The sequence below is a fragment of the Gemmobacter caeruleus genome, assembly GCF_008271655.1.
Lineage (GTDB): Bacteria > Pseudomonadota > Alphaproteobacteria > Rhodobacterales > Rhodobacteraceae > Gemmobacter > Gemmobacter caeruleus.
Window position 1 is genome coordinate 104,233 of sequence record NZ_VKKX01000022.1, and the last position, 14,803, is coordinate 119,035.

At 69.0% G+C, this 14,803-nt stretch carries 14 protein-coding genes; 5 read left to right on the plus strand and 9 right to left on the minus strand.

All coding sequences use genetic code 11. The annotated features are described in order from the left end of the window. Positions 1–318: 318 nt before the first annotated feature. Positions 319–1,392, minus strand: a complete 1,074-nt coding sequence (locus tag FOA17_RS07435; protein WP_149140842.1) for an Mrp/NBP35 family ATP-binding protein — start codon at positions 1,390–1,392, stop codon at positions 319–321. Positions 1,393–1,634: 242 nt separating this feature from the next. On the opposite strand from FOA17_RS07435, the gene FOA17_RS07440 reads away from it, so the two are divergent. Both FOA17_RS07440 and FOA17_RS07445 read left to right on the plus strand, forming a co-directional pair. Beyond that, positions 1,635–1,850 carry a DUF1127 domain-containing protein gene (locus tag FOA17_RS07440; RefSeq protein WP_203232287.1) on the plus strand — a complete coding sequence of 72 codons (216 nt, stop codon included), beginning with the start codon at positions 1,635–1,637 and terminating at the stop codon, positions 1,848–1,850. 543 nt (positions 1,851–2,393) lie between these two features. Next, a complete protein-coding gene (locus FOA17_RS07445; protein ID WP_149140843.1) occupies positions 2,394–3,545 on the plus strand; it encodes a benzoate/H(+) symporter BenE family transporter in 1,152 nt (383 codons plus the stop codon). Here the strand turns inward: FOA17_RS07445 and plsY are convergent, their stop codons facing one another. From plsY to FOA17_RS07475, 6 genes are all read right to left on the minus strand, one after another. Beyond that, the gene (gene plsY / locus FOA17_RS07450; protein ID WP_149140844.1) at positions 3,546–4,154 is read right to left on the minus strand and encodes a glycerol-3-phosphate 1-O-acyltransferase PlsY; all 609 of its coding nucleotides are present in this window, start codon (positions 4,152–4,154) and stop codon (positions 3,546–3,548) included. A 13-nt stretch (positions 4,155–4,167) separates the two neighbouring features. Beyond that, positions 4,168–5,436: a dihydroorotase gene (gene pyrC / locus FOA17_RS07455; protein ID WP_149140845.1), complete on the minus strand. Its 1,269-nt coding sequence runs from the start codon at positions 5,434–5,436 to the stop codon at positions 4,168–4,170. A 152-nt stretch (positions 5,437–5,588) separates the two neighbouring features. After that, positions 5,589–6,101 (minus strand): hypothetical protein, encoded by a 513-nt coding sequence (locus FOA17_RS07460; RefSeq protein WP_149140846.1) that lies wholly within the window; start codon positions 6,099–6,101, stop codon positions 5,589–5,591. Then, positions 6,098–6,556: a hypothetical protein gene (locus tag FOA17_RS07465; protein ID WP_149140847.1), complete on the minus strand. Its 459-nt coding sequence runs from the start codon at positions 6,554–6,556 to the stop codon at positions 6,098–6,100. Before FOA17_RS07465 ends, FOA17_RS07460 begins: the two co-directional genes overlap by 4 nt. Continuing rightward, complete coding sequence (locus tag FOA17_RS07470) at positions 6,553–6,996, minus strand: hypothetical protein (protein WP_149140848.1); 444 nt, start codon at positions 6,994–6,996, stop codon at positions 6,553–6,555. Before FOA17_RS07470 ends, FOA17_RS07465 begins: the two co-directional genes overlap by 4 nt. Beyond that, on the minus strand, positions 6,993–7,955 hold the full coding sequence (locus tag FOA17_RS07475; protein ID WP_149140849.1) for an aspartate carbamoyltransferase catalytic subunit: 963 nt from the start codon (positions 7,953–7,955) through the stop codon (positions 6,993–6,995). The genes FOA17_RS07470 and FOA17_RS07475 overlap by 4 nt, the downstream gene beginning before the upstream one ends. Before the next feature lie 110 nt (positions 7,956–8,065). Between FOA17_RS07475 and FOA17_RS07480 the strand changes: the two genes are divergently transcribed. The 3 genes from FOA17_RS07480 to FOA17_RS07490 all read left to right on the plus strand — a co-directional run bounded on the left by FOA17_RS07480 (position 8,066) and on the right by FOA17_RS07490 (position 11,575). Next, entirely contained in the window at positions 8,066–8,878 is an 813-nt protein-coding gene (locus FOA17_RS07480; protein WP_149140850.1) for a uracil-DNA glycosylase, read from the plus strand. A gap of 148 nt (positions 8,879–9,026) precedes the next feature. After that, positions 9,027–9,566, plus strand: coding sequence for an RNA polymerase sigma factor (locus tag FOA17_RS07485; RefSeq protein WP_149140851.1), 540 nt, complete (start codon positions 9,027–9,029; stop codon positions 9,564–9,566). Continuing rightward, positions 9,563–11,575, plus strand: coding sequence for a vWA domain-containing protein (locus tag FOA17_RS07490; protein WP_149140852.1), 2,013 nt, complete (start codon positions 9,563–9,565; stop codon positions 11,573–11,575). Before FOA17_RS07485 ends, FOA17_RS07490 begins: the two co-directional genes overlap by 4 nt. 110 nt (positions 11,576–11,685) lie before the next feature. Here the strand turns inward: FOA17_RS07490 and betA are convergent, their stop codons facing one another. Together betA and betB are read right to left on the minus strand one after the other, a co-directional pair. Further along, on the minus strand, positions 11,686–13,338 hold the full coding sequence (betA, locus tag FOA17_RS07495) for a choline dehydrogenase (RefSeq protein ID WP_149140853.1): 1,653 nt from the start codon (positions 13,336–13,338) through the stop codon (positions 11,686–11,688). After that, complete coding sequence (betB, locus tag FOA17_RS07500) at positions 13,338–14,792, minus strand: betaine-aldehyde dehydrogenase (protein WP_149140854.1); 1,455 nt, start codon at positions 14,790–14,792, stop codon at positions 13,338–13,340. The genes betA and betB overlap by 1 nt, the downstream gene beginning before the upstream one ends. Positions 14,793–14,803: the final 11 nt, after the last annotated feature.

The following is a 14,803-nucleotide window of genomic DNA, read 5'->3' on the forward strand; positions in this document are numbered from 1 at the left end:
ATTTCTGGCGGAACACGCTTTCGTGAAACACTAGATATAGATGCGATAATTTTACCACGACGCGGCCCATAGTTTCCCAAAGCCGGGGTCAGTCGCGGCCTCGCAAGCCCCTGAACCCATGGCAAAACCCGGAATCGCCCCGATTTCCCACCGGATTCCATGCCAGATCACGGCGCGGCGATTCGGCGCGAGGCAGATTTGGGCGCCCGTTCCCATGAGATTCCATGACACCCCGCCTGTCCCATGCGATCCCGGCAAGACAAAACCCGGGCGCGACGGCCCGGGTTCTGGGAAAGCGTGGGAAAGCGGGATGCGCGGTCAGGCCATGCCGCCCTCGATCAGGCGGCGCGCCAGATGGGCATAGGCCCCGGCCATCGGCCCCGCGCCCGCCGCAATCGGCGTGCCGGCATCGCCCGCCAGCCGCGTCTCCAGATCCAGGGGCAATTCGCCCAGGAAAGGCACGCCCAGCTTTGCCGCCTCGGCCGCCACACCACCATGGCCGAACAGATGCGCCTCATGGCCGCAATTGGGGCATATATAAGTAGACATGTTCTCGATCAGGCCCAGCACCGGCACCTTCAGCTTGCCGAACATGTCGAGCGCCTTGCGCGCGTCCAGCATGGCCACATCCTGCGGGGTCGAGACCACCACCGCCCCGGTCAGGGCGAAACGCTGGCTCAGCGTCAGTTGAATATCGCCGGTGCCGGGCGGCAGGTCGATCAGCAGGATGTCCAGATCACCCCATTGCACCTGCTCGATCAGCTGTTGCAGCGCCCCCATCAGCATCGGGCCGCGCCAGATCACCGCCTCGTCCTCTTTCAGCATGAAGCCGATGGACATGACGGTAACGCCATGCGCCTGAAGCGGGATGATCGTCTTGCCGTCGGGGCTGGCGGGGCGCTTGTTCACGCCCATCATGCGCGGCTGGCTGGGGCCGTAGATATCGGCATCCAGCAGGCCGACGCGCCGCCCCTGCCGCGCCAGCGCCACCGCGAGGTTGGATGACACGGTGGATTTGCCCACGCCCCCCTTGCCCGATCCGATGGCGATGATGCGGTCGATGCCGCTCACCCGTTTCGGGCCGCCCTGATGGGGCGTTGGATGGCCCCCGACCTTGAGGCTGGGTGCGGGCGCCTTGGCCGCCGGACCATGCGCCGTCATCACCGCCTGCACGCGGGCGACCCCCGGCAGGGCCCGCAGCGCCGCCTCGATCTGCGGCTGCACCGGCGCCAGGGCGCGCGCCTCGTCGGGGGTTGCCGCCTCGATCACGAAGCTGACGGCGCCCGCCTCGATGCGCAGCGCGCGAATCAAGTCGCGGGAAACCGCGGTGCCCCCCCCCGGCAACGGCACGGTGGCGATTGCGTTCAGAACCTGTTCGCGCGTGATATCCATGGTCGGCCCCCATTTCCTGCGCGCAGCGTCCTTCAAGGCGCCGGAAAGGGCAAGGGGCGTTGACCAAACGCTCAAATTTTCGGCGAAGTGCTTATTGACGCAGGGGAATTTTCGCATCAAGCCATGCAGACCCCGCATAGCTGCATTGCGGCGAAGCCGGATTGTGCAGGTGCAGAAATTCCCCCATCTTCATCCCAACACCGCCGCGGACAGATTGCGGCGCAGACGGAAAGACGACGAAGATGGCCTATGTGAACACGACCCGACTGGCGCAAGTCGGCCTTGCCGAACGGATCGCCGCAGTGATCGCAGATGTTCGGACGGCGATGGCGCGGCGCGCGATCTACCGCCAGACGGTGCGGGAACTGAAGGCGCTGAACAATCGGGAACTGGCGGATCTGGGCATCCACCGTTCGATGATCACCCGCATGGCGCTTGAAGCGGCCTACGGGAAATAAGTTTCGGCCTGGCCCTTCCTCCCTCCCGGGCCAGGACATGACGGCGATCCCCTCCTCCTCCCTGGGATCGCCGTGAAATCGCGGAAGCCGATGCTTCCCACAGTTTGCCGGGCCCTCTCCTCCTCCCTGGGCCGGGCATCAGGCGGCGGTCCCCACTCCTCCCCGGGATCGTCGCGACCCTTTCGGGGCGCAAGCCCCAGACGGCATCCTTGGCCCCTCCTCCTCCCTGGGCCTTGGGTTCCGCGGCGACCCCCTCCTCCTCCCTGGGGTCGCCGCACACCTTTCGGGGCCGGCAAGGCTCCAAACCTATCCTCGGCCCCTCCTCCTCCCTGGGCCAGGACATCGCGGTTCCCCCTCCTCCTCCCTGGGGCATCCGCAGCAGAGCCGCCCCTCCTCCTCCCTGGGCGGCGCCTGAAATGGAACGGCGGCGCCCCTCCTCCTCCCTGGGCGCCGCCGTTTTCATTTTCGCCCCTGCTTTCACGCCCTTGCATCCGCCTGCCCGCCCGGCCAAGGTCCGCCAACCCGTCGCCGCCGGAGTTTGCCATGCGCGTCTCGCTTCTGTCCGCCGCCCTTGTCGCCGCCCTGGTGGGCTATGGCTCCACCATCGCGCTGGTGCTGGCGGCCGCGGCGGCGCTGAATGCCACGGCGGCACAGACGGCAAGCTGGGTGCTGGCGATCTGCCTTGGCAAGGCGGCGGGGTCCGCCTTGCTGAGCTGGCGGTCGCGGGTGCCGGTGGTGCTGGCCTGGTCCACGCCCGGCGCCGCGCTGATCGCCGCGACCGAGGGGATCTCGATGGCCGAGGGCGTGGGCGCCTTCGTGCTGGCGGGGCTTCTCGTGGCGCTGACCGGCGCGGTGCGGCCGCTGGGGCGCGTGGTCGCGCTGATCCCTGACGGGATCGCGGGCGGGATGCTCGCAGGGGTGCTGCTGCCCTTTTGCCTGAAGCTGCCCGCCGCGACGCTGGCCCTGCCGGGGCTGGTGCTGCCGATGATCGCGGTTTTCGCCCTGGTGCGGCTGCGCAACCCGGCGCTGGCGGTGCTGGCGGCGCTGAGCCTGGGGCTGGCCGCGGCCTTTGCGCTTGGACTGGCGCATCTGCCGGCGCTGAGCCTGCCGCTGCCGCGCCTGACCTTCATCGCGCCCGATTTCGACCCCGGCGTGATGATCGGCCTCGCCCTGCCGCTGTATCTGGTGACCATGGCCTCCCAGAACCTGCCCGGTTTCGCCACGATCCGCGCCGCCGGATACGAACCGCCGGTGCAGGCCGGGTTGCTGACGACCGGCGGGATTTCCGCGCTGATCGGGCTGTTCGGGGCGCATACCATTTCCATGGCGGCGATCACGGCGGCGATCTGTCTGGGCGATGACGTGCATCCCGACCGCAACCGCCGCTGGCAGGTGGGGCTGGTCTATGCCGGGGTCTGGGTCTTGCTGGGGCTGCTGACCGCGCCGATCCTGGGCCTTTTGGCCGCCGTGCCGGCCGAGGTCATCACCGCGCTGGTGGCGCTGGCGCTGCTGGGGCCGTTCATGGGGGCCGCAACCGGCGCCTTCGGCCCGGCCGAGACACGCTTTCCGGCCGCGATCACGCTGGCGGTCACCGCCTCGGGGACGCCGGCGCTTGGCGTGGGTGCGGCGTTCTGGGGCTTGGTCGCGGGGCTGGTCTTCCACGCGCTTGACCGGCTGAAACGACCCGCGGCCTGATCACTTGCGCCCGATCTTCGGTTCGGTCCCGGCGGCGATGCGCGCGATATTGGCGCGGTGGCGCCAGAAGATCAGCCCGGCCAGCACCAGGCCCAGCCCGATCATCTGCCCCTGCCCCAGCAGCGCCATCCACAGCGCCACGCTGGCCGCCGCCACCAGCGCCGAAAGCGACGAGATGCGGCTGACCGCCGCCGTCACCGCCCAGGTGGCGCAGGCCGCCAGACCGACCGGCCATGCCAGCGCCAGCAGCGTGCCCAGGAAGGTCGCCACCCCCTTGCCGCCCCGGAACCGCAGCCAGACCGGGTAAAGATGCCCGAGGAATGAGGCAAAGGCCGCCAATTGCGCCGCATCCCCCGCCCCGGTCAGCGCGCGCGCGATCAGCACCGCGATGCCGCCCTTGCCGGCGTCAAGCAACAGCGTCGCCAGCGCCGCGCCCTTGTTGCCGGTGCGCAGGACATTGGTCGCGCCGATATTGCCCGACCCGATCTGGCGCAAGTCGCCCAGCCCCAGAAGCCGGGTGATGACGATGCCAAAGGGAATCGACCCCAGCAGATAGGACAGCAGGGCCACAAGGCCCAGGGTCACGGGGTCGGTGGTCAGGGGCGGCATCGCAGGCTCCGGTTCAGGCTTTGAAAACGGGCGTGCCGCCCACATAGGTCGCCAGAACCTTACCCTCCATCCGGCTGCCGTCAAAGGGCGTGTTCTTCGACTTGGAGCGCAGGGTGAAACGATCCAGCACGAAAGGCGCATCGGGGTCGAACAGCACCAGATCGGCCGGAGCCCCAAGCGCCAGCCGGCCCTGCGCCAGCCCCAGCCGCCGCGCCGGATTGAGGCTGAGCGCGCGCCAGAGCTGCGGCAGGCTCAGATAGCCCGCATGATAAAGCCGCAGCGCGGCGGGCAGCAGCGTTTCCAGCCCGACGGCGCCCGAGGCCGCCTCCTCATAGGGCAGGCGCTTGCTTTCCTCATCGGCCGGGGTGTGCATCGAACAGATCACGTCGATCAGCCCCGAGGCCACCGCCTCCACACAGGCAAGCCGGTCTTCCTCGGCGCGCAGCGGCGGCGTCATCTTGAAGAAGGTGCGGTAATCGCCCACGTCGATCTCGTTCAGCGTCAGATGATGGATCGAGATCCCGGCGGTCACGTCAAAGCCGTTGGCCTTGGCGCGTTCCAGCGCGGGCAGGCTGCGGGCGGTGGTGATCTGGTCGGCGTGGTAGCGCAGGCTCGTCATCTCGACCAGGGCGATGTCGCGGTCAAGGCCCATGCGTTCGGCCATCGGATGCACGCCGGGCAGGCCGCGCAGCGAGGCAAACTTGCCGCTGGTCACGGCGGCGCCCCTGGACAGGCCCGGTTCCTGCGGGTGGCCGATCACCAGCGCGCCCAGGCTGCGGGCATAGGTGAAGGCGCGGCTCAGCGCCTTGGTATCGGTCGCGACCGCGTCGCCATCGGTAAAGGCAATGGCGCCGGCATCGCGCAGAAAGCCGATCTCGGTCATCTCGCGGCCCTGCCGGCCCTTGGTCAGCGCGGCCATGTGGCGGATGCGCACGGGGCTGGCCTCGGCCGCGCGGCGGGTCACGAATTCCAGCACCTCGGGCGTGTCGATGGCGGGGTGGGTATCGGGGCGCGCGATGATCGTGGTGACGCCCCCCGCCGCCGCCGCCAGGCCGGCAGAGCGGAAGCTCTCGCGATGCCGCTCGCCCGGTTCGCCGATCTTCACGCCCCAATCGACGATCCCGGGCGCCAGGCAGGCGCCGGCGCAATCGACGATCTCGGCCCCCTCCGGCGCCGCGCCGTCGCGCGCGACGATCACGCCGTTTTCCACGGTCAGGCTGCCCGGCGCGTCATCCAGCGTTTCGGGGTCGATCAGGCGGGCATGGGTGAAATGCAGGATCATGGCTTCCCTTCCGGGCCTTGGGTGGCGGGCATCGCGTCAGCTTCCCAACACGAAAATGACGGTGAACAGCGCCAGAAAGACCAGCAGCGCAACGGCGACCAAGCCGCCGGCGCGCATTTCCTGTTTCGTGGGCTTGCGGTTCGGATCTGGGGTCATGGGTGATGGTCCTCCCGGGTGCTGCGCTGCGCGGCACGGATCAGCGACAGGACATGATCGCCCTCCTCCAGCCGGTGCAGGGTCAGGCTTTGCAGGGTGGTGCCGCGCGGCCCGGTCACCTCTTGCCGCAGGGTGAGGGTGGCGGGATCGCCCGCGCGATCGACAATGGTGGCGGGGGTCAGCAGGATCGCCTGTTCGCGCGTGCCCAGCAGCGGCCAGCGGGTTTCGGCGATGACCCGGCGGTCGGTCACGGCATAATGGGCAAAGCGCGCCCGCAGGCGCGGCGCCCAGGCCTTCCAGACCGAAAGCTTCAGCCCAAGCGCGAGGAAGGGCAGACCCGCCAGCCAGATCGGACCATCCGCGCTGGCCCGATCCATCCAGAACAGCGCAAAGGCGGCAAAGGCCGCGCCAAAGACCAGGCTGCCGGGGTTCGACAGGTCGGGCGGCACGCCGCGTTCGGGGCGCCCTTCCCACAGCAGGCGTTCGCCGGGCAGAAGGGGGGCGGTCATTCCATCCCCTCCGGCTTGCGCGGCAGGGCGGCGCGCAGGGCGGCCTGATCCTCGGGCGCCAGCACGCCCAACCGCCGCACGCTGAGGCCCGAGCGGCGCGAGGCCAGCCGGTTGAACTGCATGACGCCCCGGAAAAAGATCTCGTCGCGCTTGACCGACCAGACCCGGGGGGCCGCGCCACCCAGGCGGGTCAGCAGCAACACCCGCTGATCCGTCAGCACGCCCTCGCGCGGGGCCAGCCGATTGACCACATCGCCCAGCACCGCCAGCCCAAGGATGAAGCCCGCGGCGGCGGCGGCAGCGCGCCATTCCGGCCAGAGAACAATCATGATCGCCGCCACCACGCCCGCCAGCAGCAGGCGCCGTTCGGGGCCAAGCGTGCCCCAGCCGGGCAGAAGCGGCGCGGGAAAGCGGCGTTCGACGACCTCGCCCGGGTTCAGCGGCAGATCGGTCATGGCCGTCCTCCGGTCAGGCTGGCGATCACCGCCTCGGGGTCGGCGGGGTATTTGATCAGGAATTTCTCGCCGCCGCGCCGGATCACCGCCACATCGCCAAAAACCTTGCGCGCGCCCTCCAGATCGGCGCGGGCGATGACCTGCCCGGTGGGGCCCAGCAGCCGCCGCTCGGTCAGCCGCCATTCCGCCGTCAGCGCTTCGGAGGCCAGAAACCAGGCCCGCGCGCCCACGCCCAGCAGGGCCGCGACCGGCCCGGTCCAGGGATGCGGATTGCCAAGCGCCAGCAGGACCAGCCCCGCCAGCGTGCCGAAAACCACGATCAGGATCAGCGTATTGCGCAGATAGACCCCGCGATCGGGGCGAAAGGTCGCCAGCAGCCGCTCGCCCTCGGCCAGGGGCAGCGGGCCGGACAGCAGGCTGTCGCGCACGATACCGGTCACACCATCGCCCCGATGGCGCGGGCGCCGCGTTCGGCGCGCAGGTTGCGGGCCAGCAGATCCATGCAGGCCATGCGGACCGCCACGCCCATTTCGACCTGATCCTGAATGACGCTACGGTTGATGTCATCGGCGATCTCGCCGTCGATCTCCACCCCGCGATTCATCGGGCCGGGATGCATCACGATGGCATCGGGGGCTGCCACCGACAGCTTGTCGGCATCCAGACCGTAACGATGGTAATATTCCCGCTCGGACGGGATGAAGCCACCATCCATGCGTTCCTTCTGAAGGCGCAGCATCATCACCACATCGGCGCCCTGCAACCCTTCGCGCATGTCGTCATAGACCTCGCAGCCGAACTCGGCCACGCCCGAGGGCATGAGCGTGGGCGGCCCGATCAGGCGGATGCGGTTTTCCATCTTGCCCAGCAGGATCAGGTTCGACCGCGCCACCCGGCTATGGGCGATGTCGCCGCAGATCGCCACGGTCAGCCGCTGGATGCGGCCCTTGGCGCGGCGGATCGTCAGCGCATCCAGCAGCGCCTGTGTCGGGTGTTCATGCTTGCCGTCGCCCGCATTCAGCACGGCGCAATTCACCTTGCTGGCCAGCAGGTTGACCGCGCCGGAATGCGGATGCCGCACCACCAGAAGGTCGGGATGCATCGCGTTCAGCGTCAGCGCGGTGTCGATCAGCGTCTCGCCCTTTTTCACGCTGGATTGCGCCACGCTCATGTTCATCACATCGGCGCCCAACCGCTTGCCCGCCAGTTCGAAACTGGCCTGGGTGCGGGTGGAGTTTTCAAAGAACATGTTGATCTGGGTCATCCCCGCCAGCGCGTCCGAGCTTTTGACGGTGCGGCGGTTCAGATCGACATAGCGTTCGGCCAGATCCAGCACGGCGCGAATCTCGTCGGGGGCCAGATGTTCGATGCCAAGCAGATGACGGGCACGGAATGACATGGGGGCCTCCCTCTGGGCTGCATGTGGCGGGGTTATAGGCAGGCCGGGGGCGGCAGGCAACGGGGGAAACGGGCGTTGCCGGGGGCGGCGCGCGGGCTTAGGGTCGGGCCATGGGAATCGCATCCGACATTCTGGCCGATTGGGACGCCGCGCGCGCGGCGCTGGAATGGCTGCACGAGCTGGGCGGGATCGACCCGATCGGCGACGCACCCGTCAACCGCTATGACCTGGCCGAGCGCGAGACGCCCGCCCCCGGTCGCACGCCCGGACGCGCGCCCGAAGCCCGGCGCGCCCCCGCCGCACCGGCGCCCGCCCCCCAGGTCGATCCCGTGGCCGAGGCCGAGCGCGCCGCCCGCACCGCCCCCGGGCTGGAGGCCCTGGCCGAGGCGATGGCCGCCTATCCGCATTGCGAATTGAAGAAGGGCGCGCGCAACACCGTGTTCTGCGACGGCCGCCCCGGTGCCCGCGTGATGATCGTGGGCGAGGCGCCCGGCCGCGACGAGGATCTGGAGGGGCGGCCCTTTGTCGGTCGCGCGGGTCAGTTGCTGGACCGGATGTTCGCCGCCATCGGGCTGGGCCGCGCCAGCCCGGATGCGGAACGCGGGCTTTACATCACCAATGTCATGCCCTGGCGCCCGCCCTCGAACCGCGACCCCGCGCCCGAGGAGATCGCAATGATGGTGCCCTTTTTGCGTCGCCATGTCGAATTGGCCGACCCCGAGATTCTGGTGCTGATGGGCAATACGCCGGCACAGGCCGTGCTGCGGCAGCGCGGCATCACCCGACTACGCGGCCATTGGACCGAAAGCTGGGGCAAGCCGGTGCTGCCGATGCTGCACCCGGCCTATCTTCTGCGCAATCCCGGCGCCAAGCGCGAGACCTGGGCCGATCTTCTGGCGCTTCAGGCGCGGTTGCGGGGCTGAGGACGGCGGCGCGCCTTCTGGCTGGCCGCCGGAGGGGTTTTGCACCCCTCCGGACCTCTCCGCAGGATATTTTTGAACAGATGAAGAGGAAAGGGTTGCCGGGCGCCAAGGATTGCGTGTCGGGCGGCGTCTGACTAGCGTGATGCGCATGGAAACCCCGGACGAGACCCTGGCCCTGGCCGCCGCAGGTGGCGACCGCGCCGCCTTTGCGGCGCTGGTGACGCGGCATTACGACCGGGTCTTTGGTCTGGCCTGGCGGCTGACCGGATCGGCGGCGGATGCGCAGGATCTGGCGCAAGACATCTGCGCGGCGCTTCCCGGCAAGCTGGAAGGCTGGCGCGGCGAGGCGCGGTTCACCACCTGGCTTTATCGTGTGGTGGTCAATGCCGCCGCCGATCTGCGCCGCCGCCACATGACCCGCGCCCGCGCCGCCGATGGCTGGGGCGATTGGGAAATCGCGCGGCAGGCCGAGGCCGCCGAGGCACAGGCCGCGCGTGATTGGCTGGAGGGCGCGATGGCGAAGCTGAGCCCGGAATTGCGCGAGACGGTCGCGCTGGTGCTGGGCGAGGATCTGACCCAGGCCGAGGCCGCGCAGGTGCTGGGCCTGTCCGAAGGCACGATCGCCTGGCGGATGTCAGAGGTGAAGAAACGGCTGCGTCGCATGGCCGAAACGGAGGAGGCGCCATGACCGACGATCTGGAAAAGCTGCGCGCCCATCTGCGCGCCACGCCCCCCGCCCCCGGCGCCGCCGCACGCGAGGCGGCGCTGTCGGCCGCCTTGCAGGAATTCGACAAAATTCAGGACAGCGCCCAAGGATCGGCCGCGCCGCCGCGTCCCAATCCCGAACGCCCGAAACGGTCGGGCGGGATTGCCGGAGTGCTGGACATGCTGAAGACCCTTTCCCCCGCCGGGTTGCTGGCGGGAACGACCTCTGTCGCCGCGCTGGTCGTGGCGGTGATCGCCCTGTCGCCCGCGCTGCGCGAGGGACCGCCCGAAATGCCCGGCGCCAAGATGGGCGGGACGACCGCCGCCAGCTCGACCCCGGCCGAGGCCGCCCCCGCCGCGGCGGAGCCGCGCCTGCCCGAAGCGCCCGCGCGGCCCTCACCGTCGCCCGAGGCGATGGTCGCCCCGAGGGCCAAGGCCGCCGATGCCGCCGCGCAAGACGGCGCCGCCTTCGAGGCGGAAGCCATGGCCGAGATGGCGCCCCCCGCCCTCGCCCGGCAAAGCGCGAGCGGGCGGATGGCCCTTCCCGCCAATGCCGCCCCTGATCAGGCCGCCCCGCCCCCGGCGCGGACCGAGACCTTTGCCCATGCCGATGCCAATCCGGTCAAGGCGGTGGATGCGGCGCCGGTCTCCACCTTTTCGGTCGATGTGGATACGGCCTCGTATGCGGTGGTGCGCAGCAACCTGAATGCCGGCGCCCTGCCCCCGCCCGAGGCGGTGCGGATCGAGGAAATGGTCAACTATTTCCCCTATGACTATCCGCAGCCCGAGGGCGACCAGCCCTTCCGCGCCGATGTCACGGTGATGCCGACGCCCTGGAATGCCGGCACCCGGCTGGTGCGGATCGGGCTTCAGGGCCGCAGCGCCGAGACGACCGCCCGCCCGGCGCTGAACCTCGTGTTCCTCGTGGACACCTCCGGCAGCATGAACGAACCCGCCAAGCTGCCGCTCCTGCAACAGGCGCTGCTTCTGGTGCTGCCCGAACTGCGCCCGGAGGATCAGGTGGCGATCGTGGCCTATGCCGGCGGCGCGGGCGTGGTGCTGCCGCCGACCCAGGCCAGCGACCGCGCGAAGATCGCCGCCGCGCTTGGGCAACTGAGCGCGGGCGGCGGCACGGCGGGCGAGGCCGGCCTGCGCGAGGCCTATCGCCTGGCCGCCACGATGCAGGCCGAGGGCGAGGTCAGCCGCGTGCTGCTGGCGACAGACGGCGATTTCAATGTGGGCCTGTCAGACCCCGAGGCGCTGAAATCCTATATCGCCGATCAGCGCAAATCCGGCACCTACCTGTCAGTCCTAGGTTTCGGGCGTGGCAATCTGGACGATGCGACCATGCAGGCGCTGGCCCAGAACGGCAATGGCATCGCCGCCTATATCGACACCGCGCAAGAGGCGCGCAAGGTGCTGGTCGATCAGCTTTCGGGCGCGCTGTTCCCGCTGGCCGACGATGTGAAGGTGCAGGTCGAATGGAACCCCGCCGAAGTCGCGGAATACCGGCTGATCGGCTATGAGACCCGCGCGCTGAACCGCGAGGATTTCAACAATGACCGCGTCGATGCCGGCGAGATCGGCGCCGGGCTGCAAGTGACCGCGCTGTATGAAATCGCCGCCCCGGACAGCCCCGCCCGGCTGACCGACCCGCTGCGCTACGGCGCGGTGCCCACCGGAACGCCCGGCGAGCTGGGCTTCCTGCGCCTGCGCTGGAAGGCGCCGGGCGCCGCCGACAGCCAGTTGATCGAAACCCCGATCTTGATCGAAACCCCGATCCGCGACGCCGGCACGCCCCCCGATACGGAGGCCCGCTTTGCCGCCGCCATCGCGGGCTTTGGCCAGCTGCTGACCGGCGCAACCTATCTGGGCGACTGGGGGTGGGATCAGGCCATTGCCCTGGCCGAAGGCGCGCGCGGCGACGACCGGTTTGGCTACCGGATCGAGGCGGTGAACCTGATGCGCCTCGCCCAGGCGCTCGACCGCTGATCGCGGCCGGCCAAAAAGGGGAAGGCGCCCCTTCCCCTTCATCTGTTCAAAAATATCCTGCGGGGAGGTCCGGAGGGGTGCAAAACCCCTCCGGCGGCCGGTGCAGGGCGCTACCGCTGCGCGGTCTGCCAGTTCGGGTTGATCCACGGCTCCAGGTTCGACGGCGCAAGCGGCGTCCGGCCCAGGATGTGATCGGCGGCCTTTTCGCCGGTCATGATCGACGGACCGTTGAGATTGCCGTTGGTCACGCGCGGAAACACCGAACTGTCGGCAAGGCGCAGCCCCTCGACCCCGATCACCCGCGCCTCTGGGTCCACCACTGCCATGGGATCGCTGGCCGCGCCCATGCGGCAGGTGCCGCAGGGGTGATAGGCGCTTTCCACATGTTCGCGGATAAAGCCGTTCAGCTCGTCATCCGATTGCAGGCCGATGCCGGGCTGGATCTCGGATTTGTAATAGGGCTTGAACGCATCCTGCCCGATGATTTCCCGCGTGAGGCGGATGCAGCGGCGGAAATCGTCCCAGTCGCTTTCCTCGCTCATGTAGTTGAACAGGATCTTCGGCGCGACCTTCGGGTCGGCCGACCGCAGGCTGACGCTCCCGCGTGAGGCGCTGCGCATCGGGCCGACATGGGTCTGGAAACCATGCCCCTCGGCCGCCGCCTTGCCATCATAGCGCACGGCGATCGGCAGGAAATGATACTGGATATCGGGGTAATCCACCCCGGCCTTGGACCGGATGAAGGCGCAGGCCTCGAACTGGTTCGACGCCCCCAGCCCCTTGCGGGTCAGCAGCCATTGCGCGCCGACCATCGCCTTGCCCCAGAGGTTCCAGTATTTATACAGCGTGACCGGCTGGCTGGCGGCGAATTGCAGGTAAAGCTCCAGATGGTCTTGCAGGTTCTGGCCCACGCCGGGGCGGTCGGCCACCAGCGGGATCCCCTGTTCGGCCAGATGCGCCGCCGGGCCGATGCCCGACAGAAGCAGCAGCTTGGGCGAGTTGATGGCCGATGCCGCGATGATCACCTCGCGCGTGGCGGGGATGGTCACCACCTGCCCGCGCTGCTCGATCTCCACCCCCGTCGCGCGGCCATTCTCGATCACGATGCGGCGGGCAAAGCCCTTTTCCACCGTCACACGGCCGGTTTTCAGCGCGGGTTTCAGATAGGCATTGGCGGCGGACCAGCGGGTGCCCTGCCAGATCGTCGCCTCCATGGCGCCGAAGCCTTCCTGTTGCTGGCCGTTGTAATCGGGCGTCACCGGATAGCCGGCCTGACGGCCCGCCTCGACAAAGGCGTTGAACAGCGGGTTCCGGCGCGGGCCGCGCGTGATGTGTAGCGGACCCTGATCGCCGCGAAAGGCCGCGTCGCCGGTTTCGCCGTGCCAGTTCTCCATCCGGCGGAAATAGGGCAGCACATCGGCATAGGACCAGCCTTGCGCCCCCTGTTCGGCCCAATGGTCGAAATCGCGGGCATGGCCGCGCACATAGACCATGCCATTGATCGAGGACGACCCGCCGATCACCTTGCCGCGCGGGGTGGCCAGCACGCGGCCCCCCAGATGCGGCTCGGGCTCGGTCTGAAAGCCCCAGTCGTAAATGCCCATGTTCATGGGATAGCTGAGCGCGCCGGGCATCTGGATGAACGGGCCGGCATCGGTGCCGCCAAATTCGATCACCGTGACGCTGCGCCCGGCTTCGGCCAGCCGGTAGGCCATGGCGCAACCGGCAGAGCCTGCGCCGACAATGACATATTCGCTGGCCATCAGTAGGGGCTTTCCACCGGGCCCATGCCGACATAGACCGATTTGACCTGGGTGTAATGTTCGACCGCCGAACGCGAATTCTCGCGCCCCACGCCCGAGGATTTGACGCCGCCGAACGGGCCTTCGACCGGGGTCAGGTTATAGGCATTGATCCAGCAGGTGCCGGCCTGAAGCTGGGCCACCACGCGATGCCCGCGCGCCAGATCGGCGGTGAACACCCCGGCGGCCAGGCCGAATTCGGTGGCATTGGCGCGGGCGATCACCTCGGCCTCGTCCTCGAAATCCAGCACCGCCATGACGGGGCCGAAGACCTCTTCGCAGGCCAGCGTCATGTCATCGGTGATATCGGCAAAGACCGTGGGCAGGACGTAAAAGCCGGTATTGATCGGCGCGCGGTCGCCGCCCGCGACCAGCCGCCCGCCCTCTGCCCGGGCCTTGGCGATATAGGCCATCACCTTGTCAAGCTGCGCCTCCGACACCATGGGCCCAAGCTGGGTTTCGGGGTCGAGCGGGTCGCCCAGCCGGATCGCCGCCGTGCGTTCGGCCAGCCGCGACAGGAAGCGTTCCTTGATCGCCTTGTGAACGAAGACCCGCGTGCCGTTGGAGCAGATCTGCCCGGTGGAATAGAAATTCCCCAGCATGGCCGCGCCGATCGCGCTTTCGATATCGGCATCGTCGAACACGATCAGCGGCGACTTGCCGCCCAGTTCCATCGTCACATGGCGGATCCCTTCGGCCGCGGCGGCATAGACCTTGCGCCCCGTCGGCACCGACCCGGTGAGCGAGACCTTGGCCACGCGCGCATCCGTCACCAGCGCCGCGCCCACGGCGCCACGGCCCTGCACCACATTGAACAGGCCCGCCGGCAAGCCGGCCTCGACAAAGATCTCGGCCAGTTTCAGCGCGCCCAGCGGCGTGACCTCGGAGGGTTTGAAGATCATCGCATTGCCCAGGCTCAGCGCCGGGGCGGATTTCCAGCAGGCGATCTGGCTGGGGTAGTTCCAGGCGCCGATGCCCACGCAAACCCCCAGCGGTTCGCGGATCGTATAGACGAAATCGCCGCCCAGCGGGATGGTCTCGCCGGTCACCGTGGGGGCAAGGCCCGCGAAATATTCCAGCGCATCGGCGCCCGAGGGCCAGTCGGCCACGGTGGTTTCCTGCACCGGCTTGCCGGTATCCAGCGTCTCCAGCACCGACAATTCATCGTTGCGGGCGCGGATCAGATCGACCGCGCGGCGCAGGATGCGGGCGCGTTCCACCGGGCGGGTGGCGGCCCAGGCCTTTTGCGCGGCCTCGGCCCCGGCCAGGGCGGCCTCGATCACCGCCGGCGTGGCCTCATGCAGCCGCGCGATCACCTCGCCGGTGGCGGGATAGATCACCTCGATCGCGGCCCCGGCCGCATCTTCCAGATAGGCGCCATTCACGAAATGACTGGCCTTGGGTTGTGCCCGCATGGTCACCCCTT

Coding starts and splice junctions, on each gene's coding strand:
- FOA17_RS07435 (WP_149140842.1), bottom strand. CDS start 1,392: ATGGATATCACGCGCGAACAGGTTCTGAACGCAATCGCCACCGTGCCG.
- plsY (WP_149140844.1), bottom strand. CDS start 4,154: ATGCCGCCCCTGACCACCGACCCCGTGACCCTGGGCCTTGTGGCCCTG.
- betB (WP_149140854.1), bottom strand. CDS start 14,792: ATGCGGGCACAACCCAAGGCCAGTCATTTCGTGAATGGCGCCTATCTG.
- FOA17_RS07475 (WP_149140849.1), bottom strand. CDS start 7,955: ATGTCATTCCGTGCCCGTCATCTGCTTGGCATCGAACATCTGGCCCCC.
- FOA17_RS07485 (WP_149140851.1), top strand. CDS start 9,027: ATGGAAACCCCGGACGAGACCCTGGCCCTGGCCGCCGCAGGTGGCGAC.
- pyrC (WP_149140845.1), bottom strand. CDS start 5,436: ATGATCCTGCATTTCACCCATGCCCGCCTGATCGACCCCGAAACGCTG.
- betA (WP_149140853.1), bottom strand. CDS start 13,338: ATGGCCAGCGAATATGTCATTGTCGGCGCAGGCTCTGCCGGTTGCGCC.
- FOA17_RS07480 (WP_149140850.1), top strand. CDS start 8,066: ATGGGAATCGCATCCGACATTCTGGCCGATTGGGACGCCGCGCGCGCG.
- FOA17_RS07445 (WP_149140843.1), top strand. CDS start 2,394: ATGCGCGTCTCGCTTCTGTCCGCCGCCCTTGTCGCCGCCCTGGTGGGC.
- FOA17_RS07465 (WP_149140847.1), bottom strand. CDS start 6,556: ATGACCGATCTGCCGCTGAACCCGGGCGAGGTCGTCGAACGCCGCTTT.
- FOA17_RS07440 (WP_203232287.1), top strand. CDS start 1,635: ATGGCCTATGTGAACACGACCCGACTGGCGCAAGTCGGCCTTGCCGAA.
- FOA17_RS07490 (WP_149140852.1), top strand. CDS start 9,563: ATGACCGACGATCTGGAAAAGCTGCGCGCCCATCTGCGCGCCACGCCC.
- FOA17_RS07460 (WP_149140846.1), bottom strand. CDS start 6,101: ATGACCGCCCCCCTTCTGCCCGGCGAACGCCTGCTGTGGGAAGGGCGC.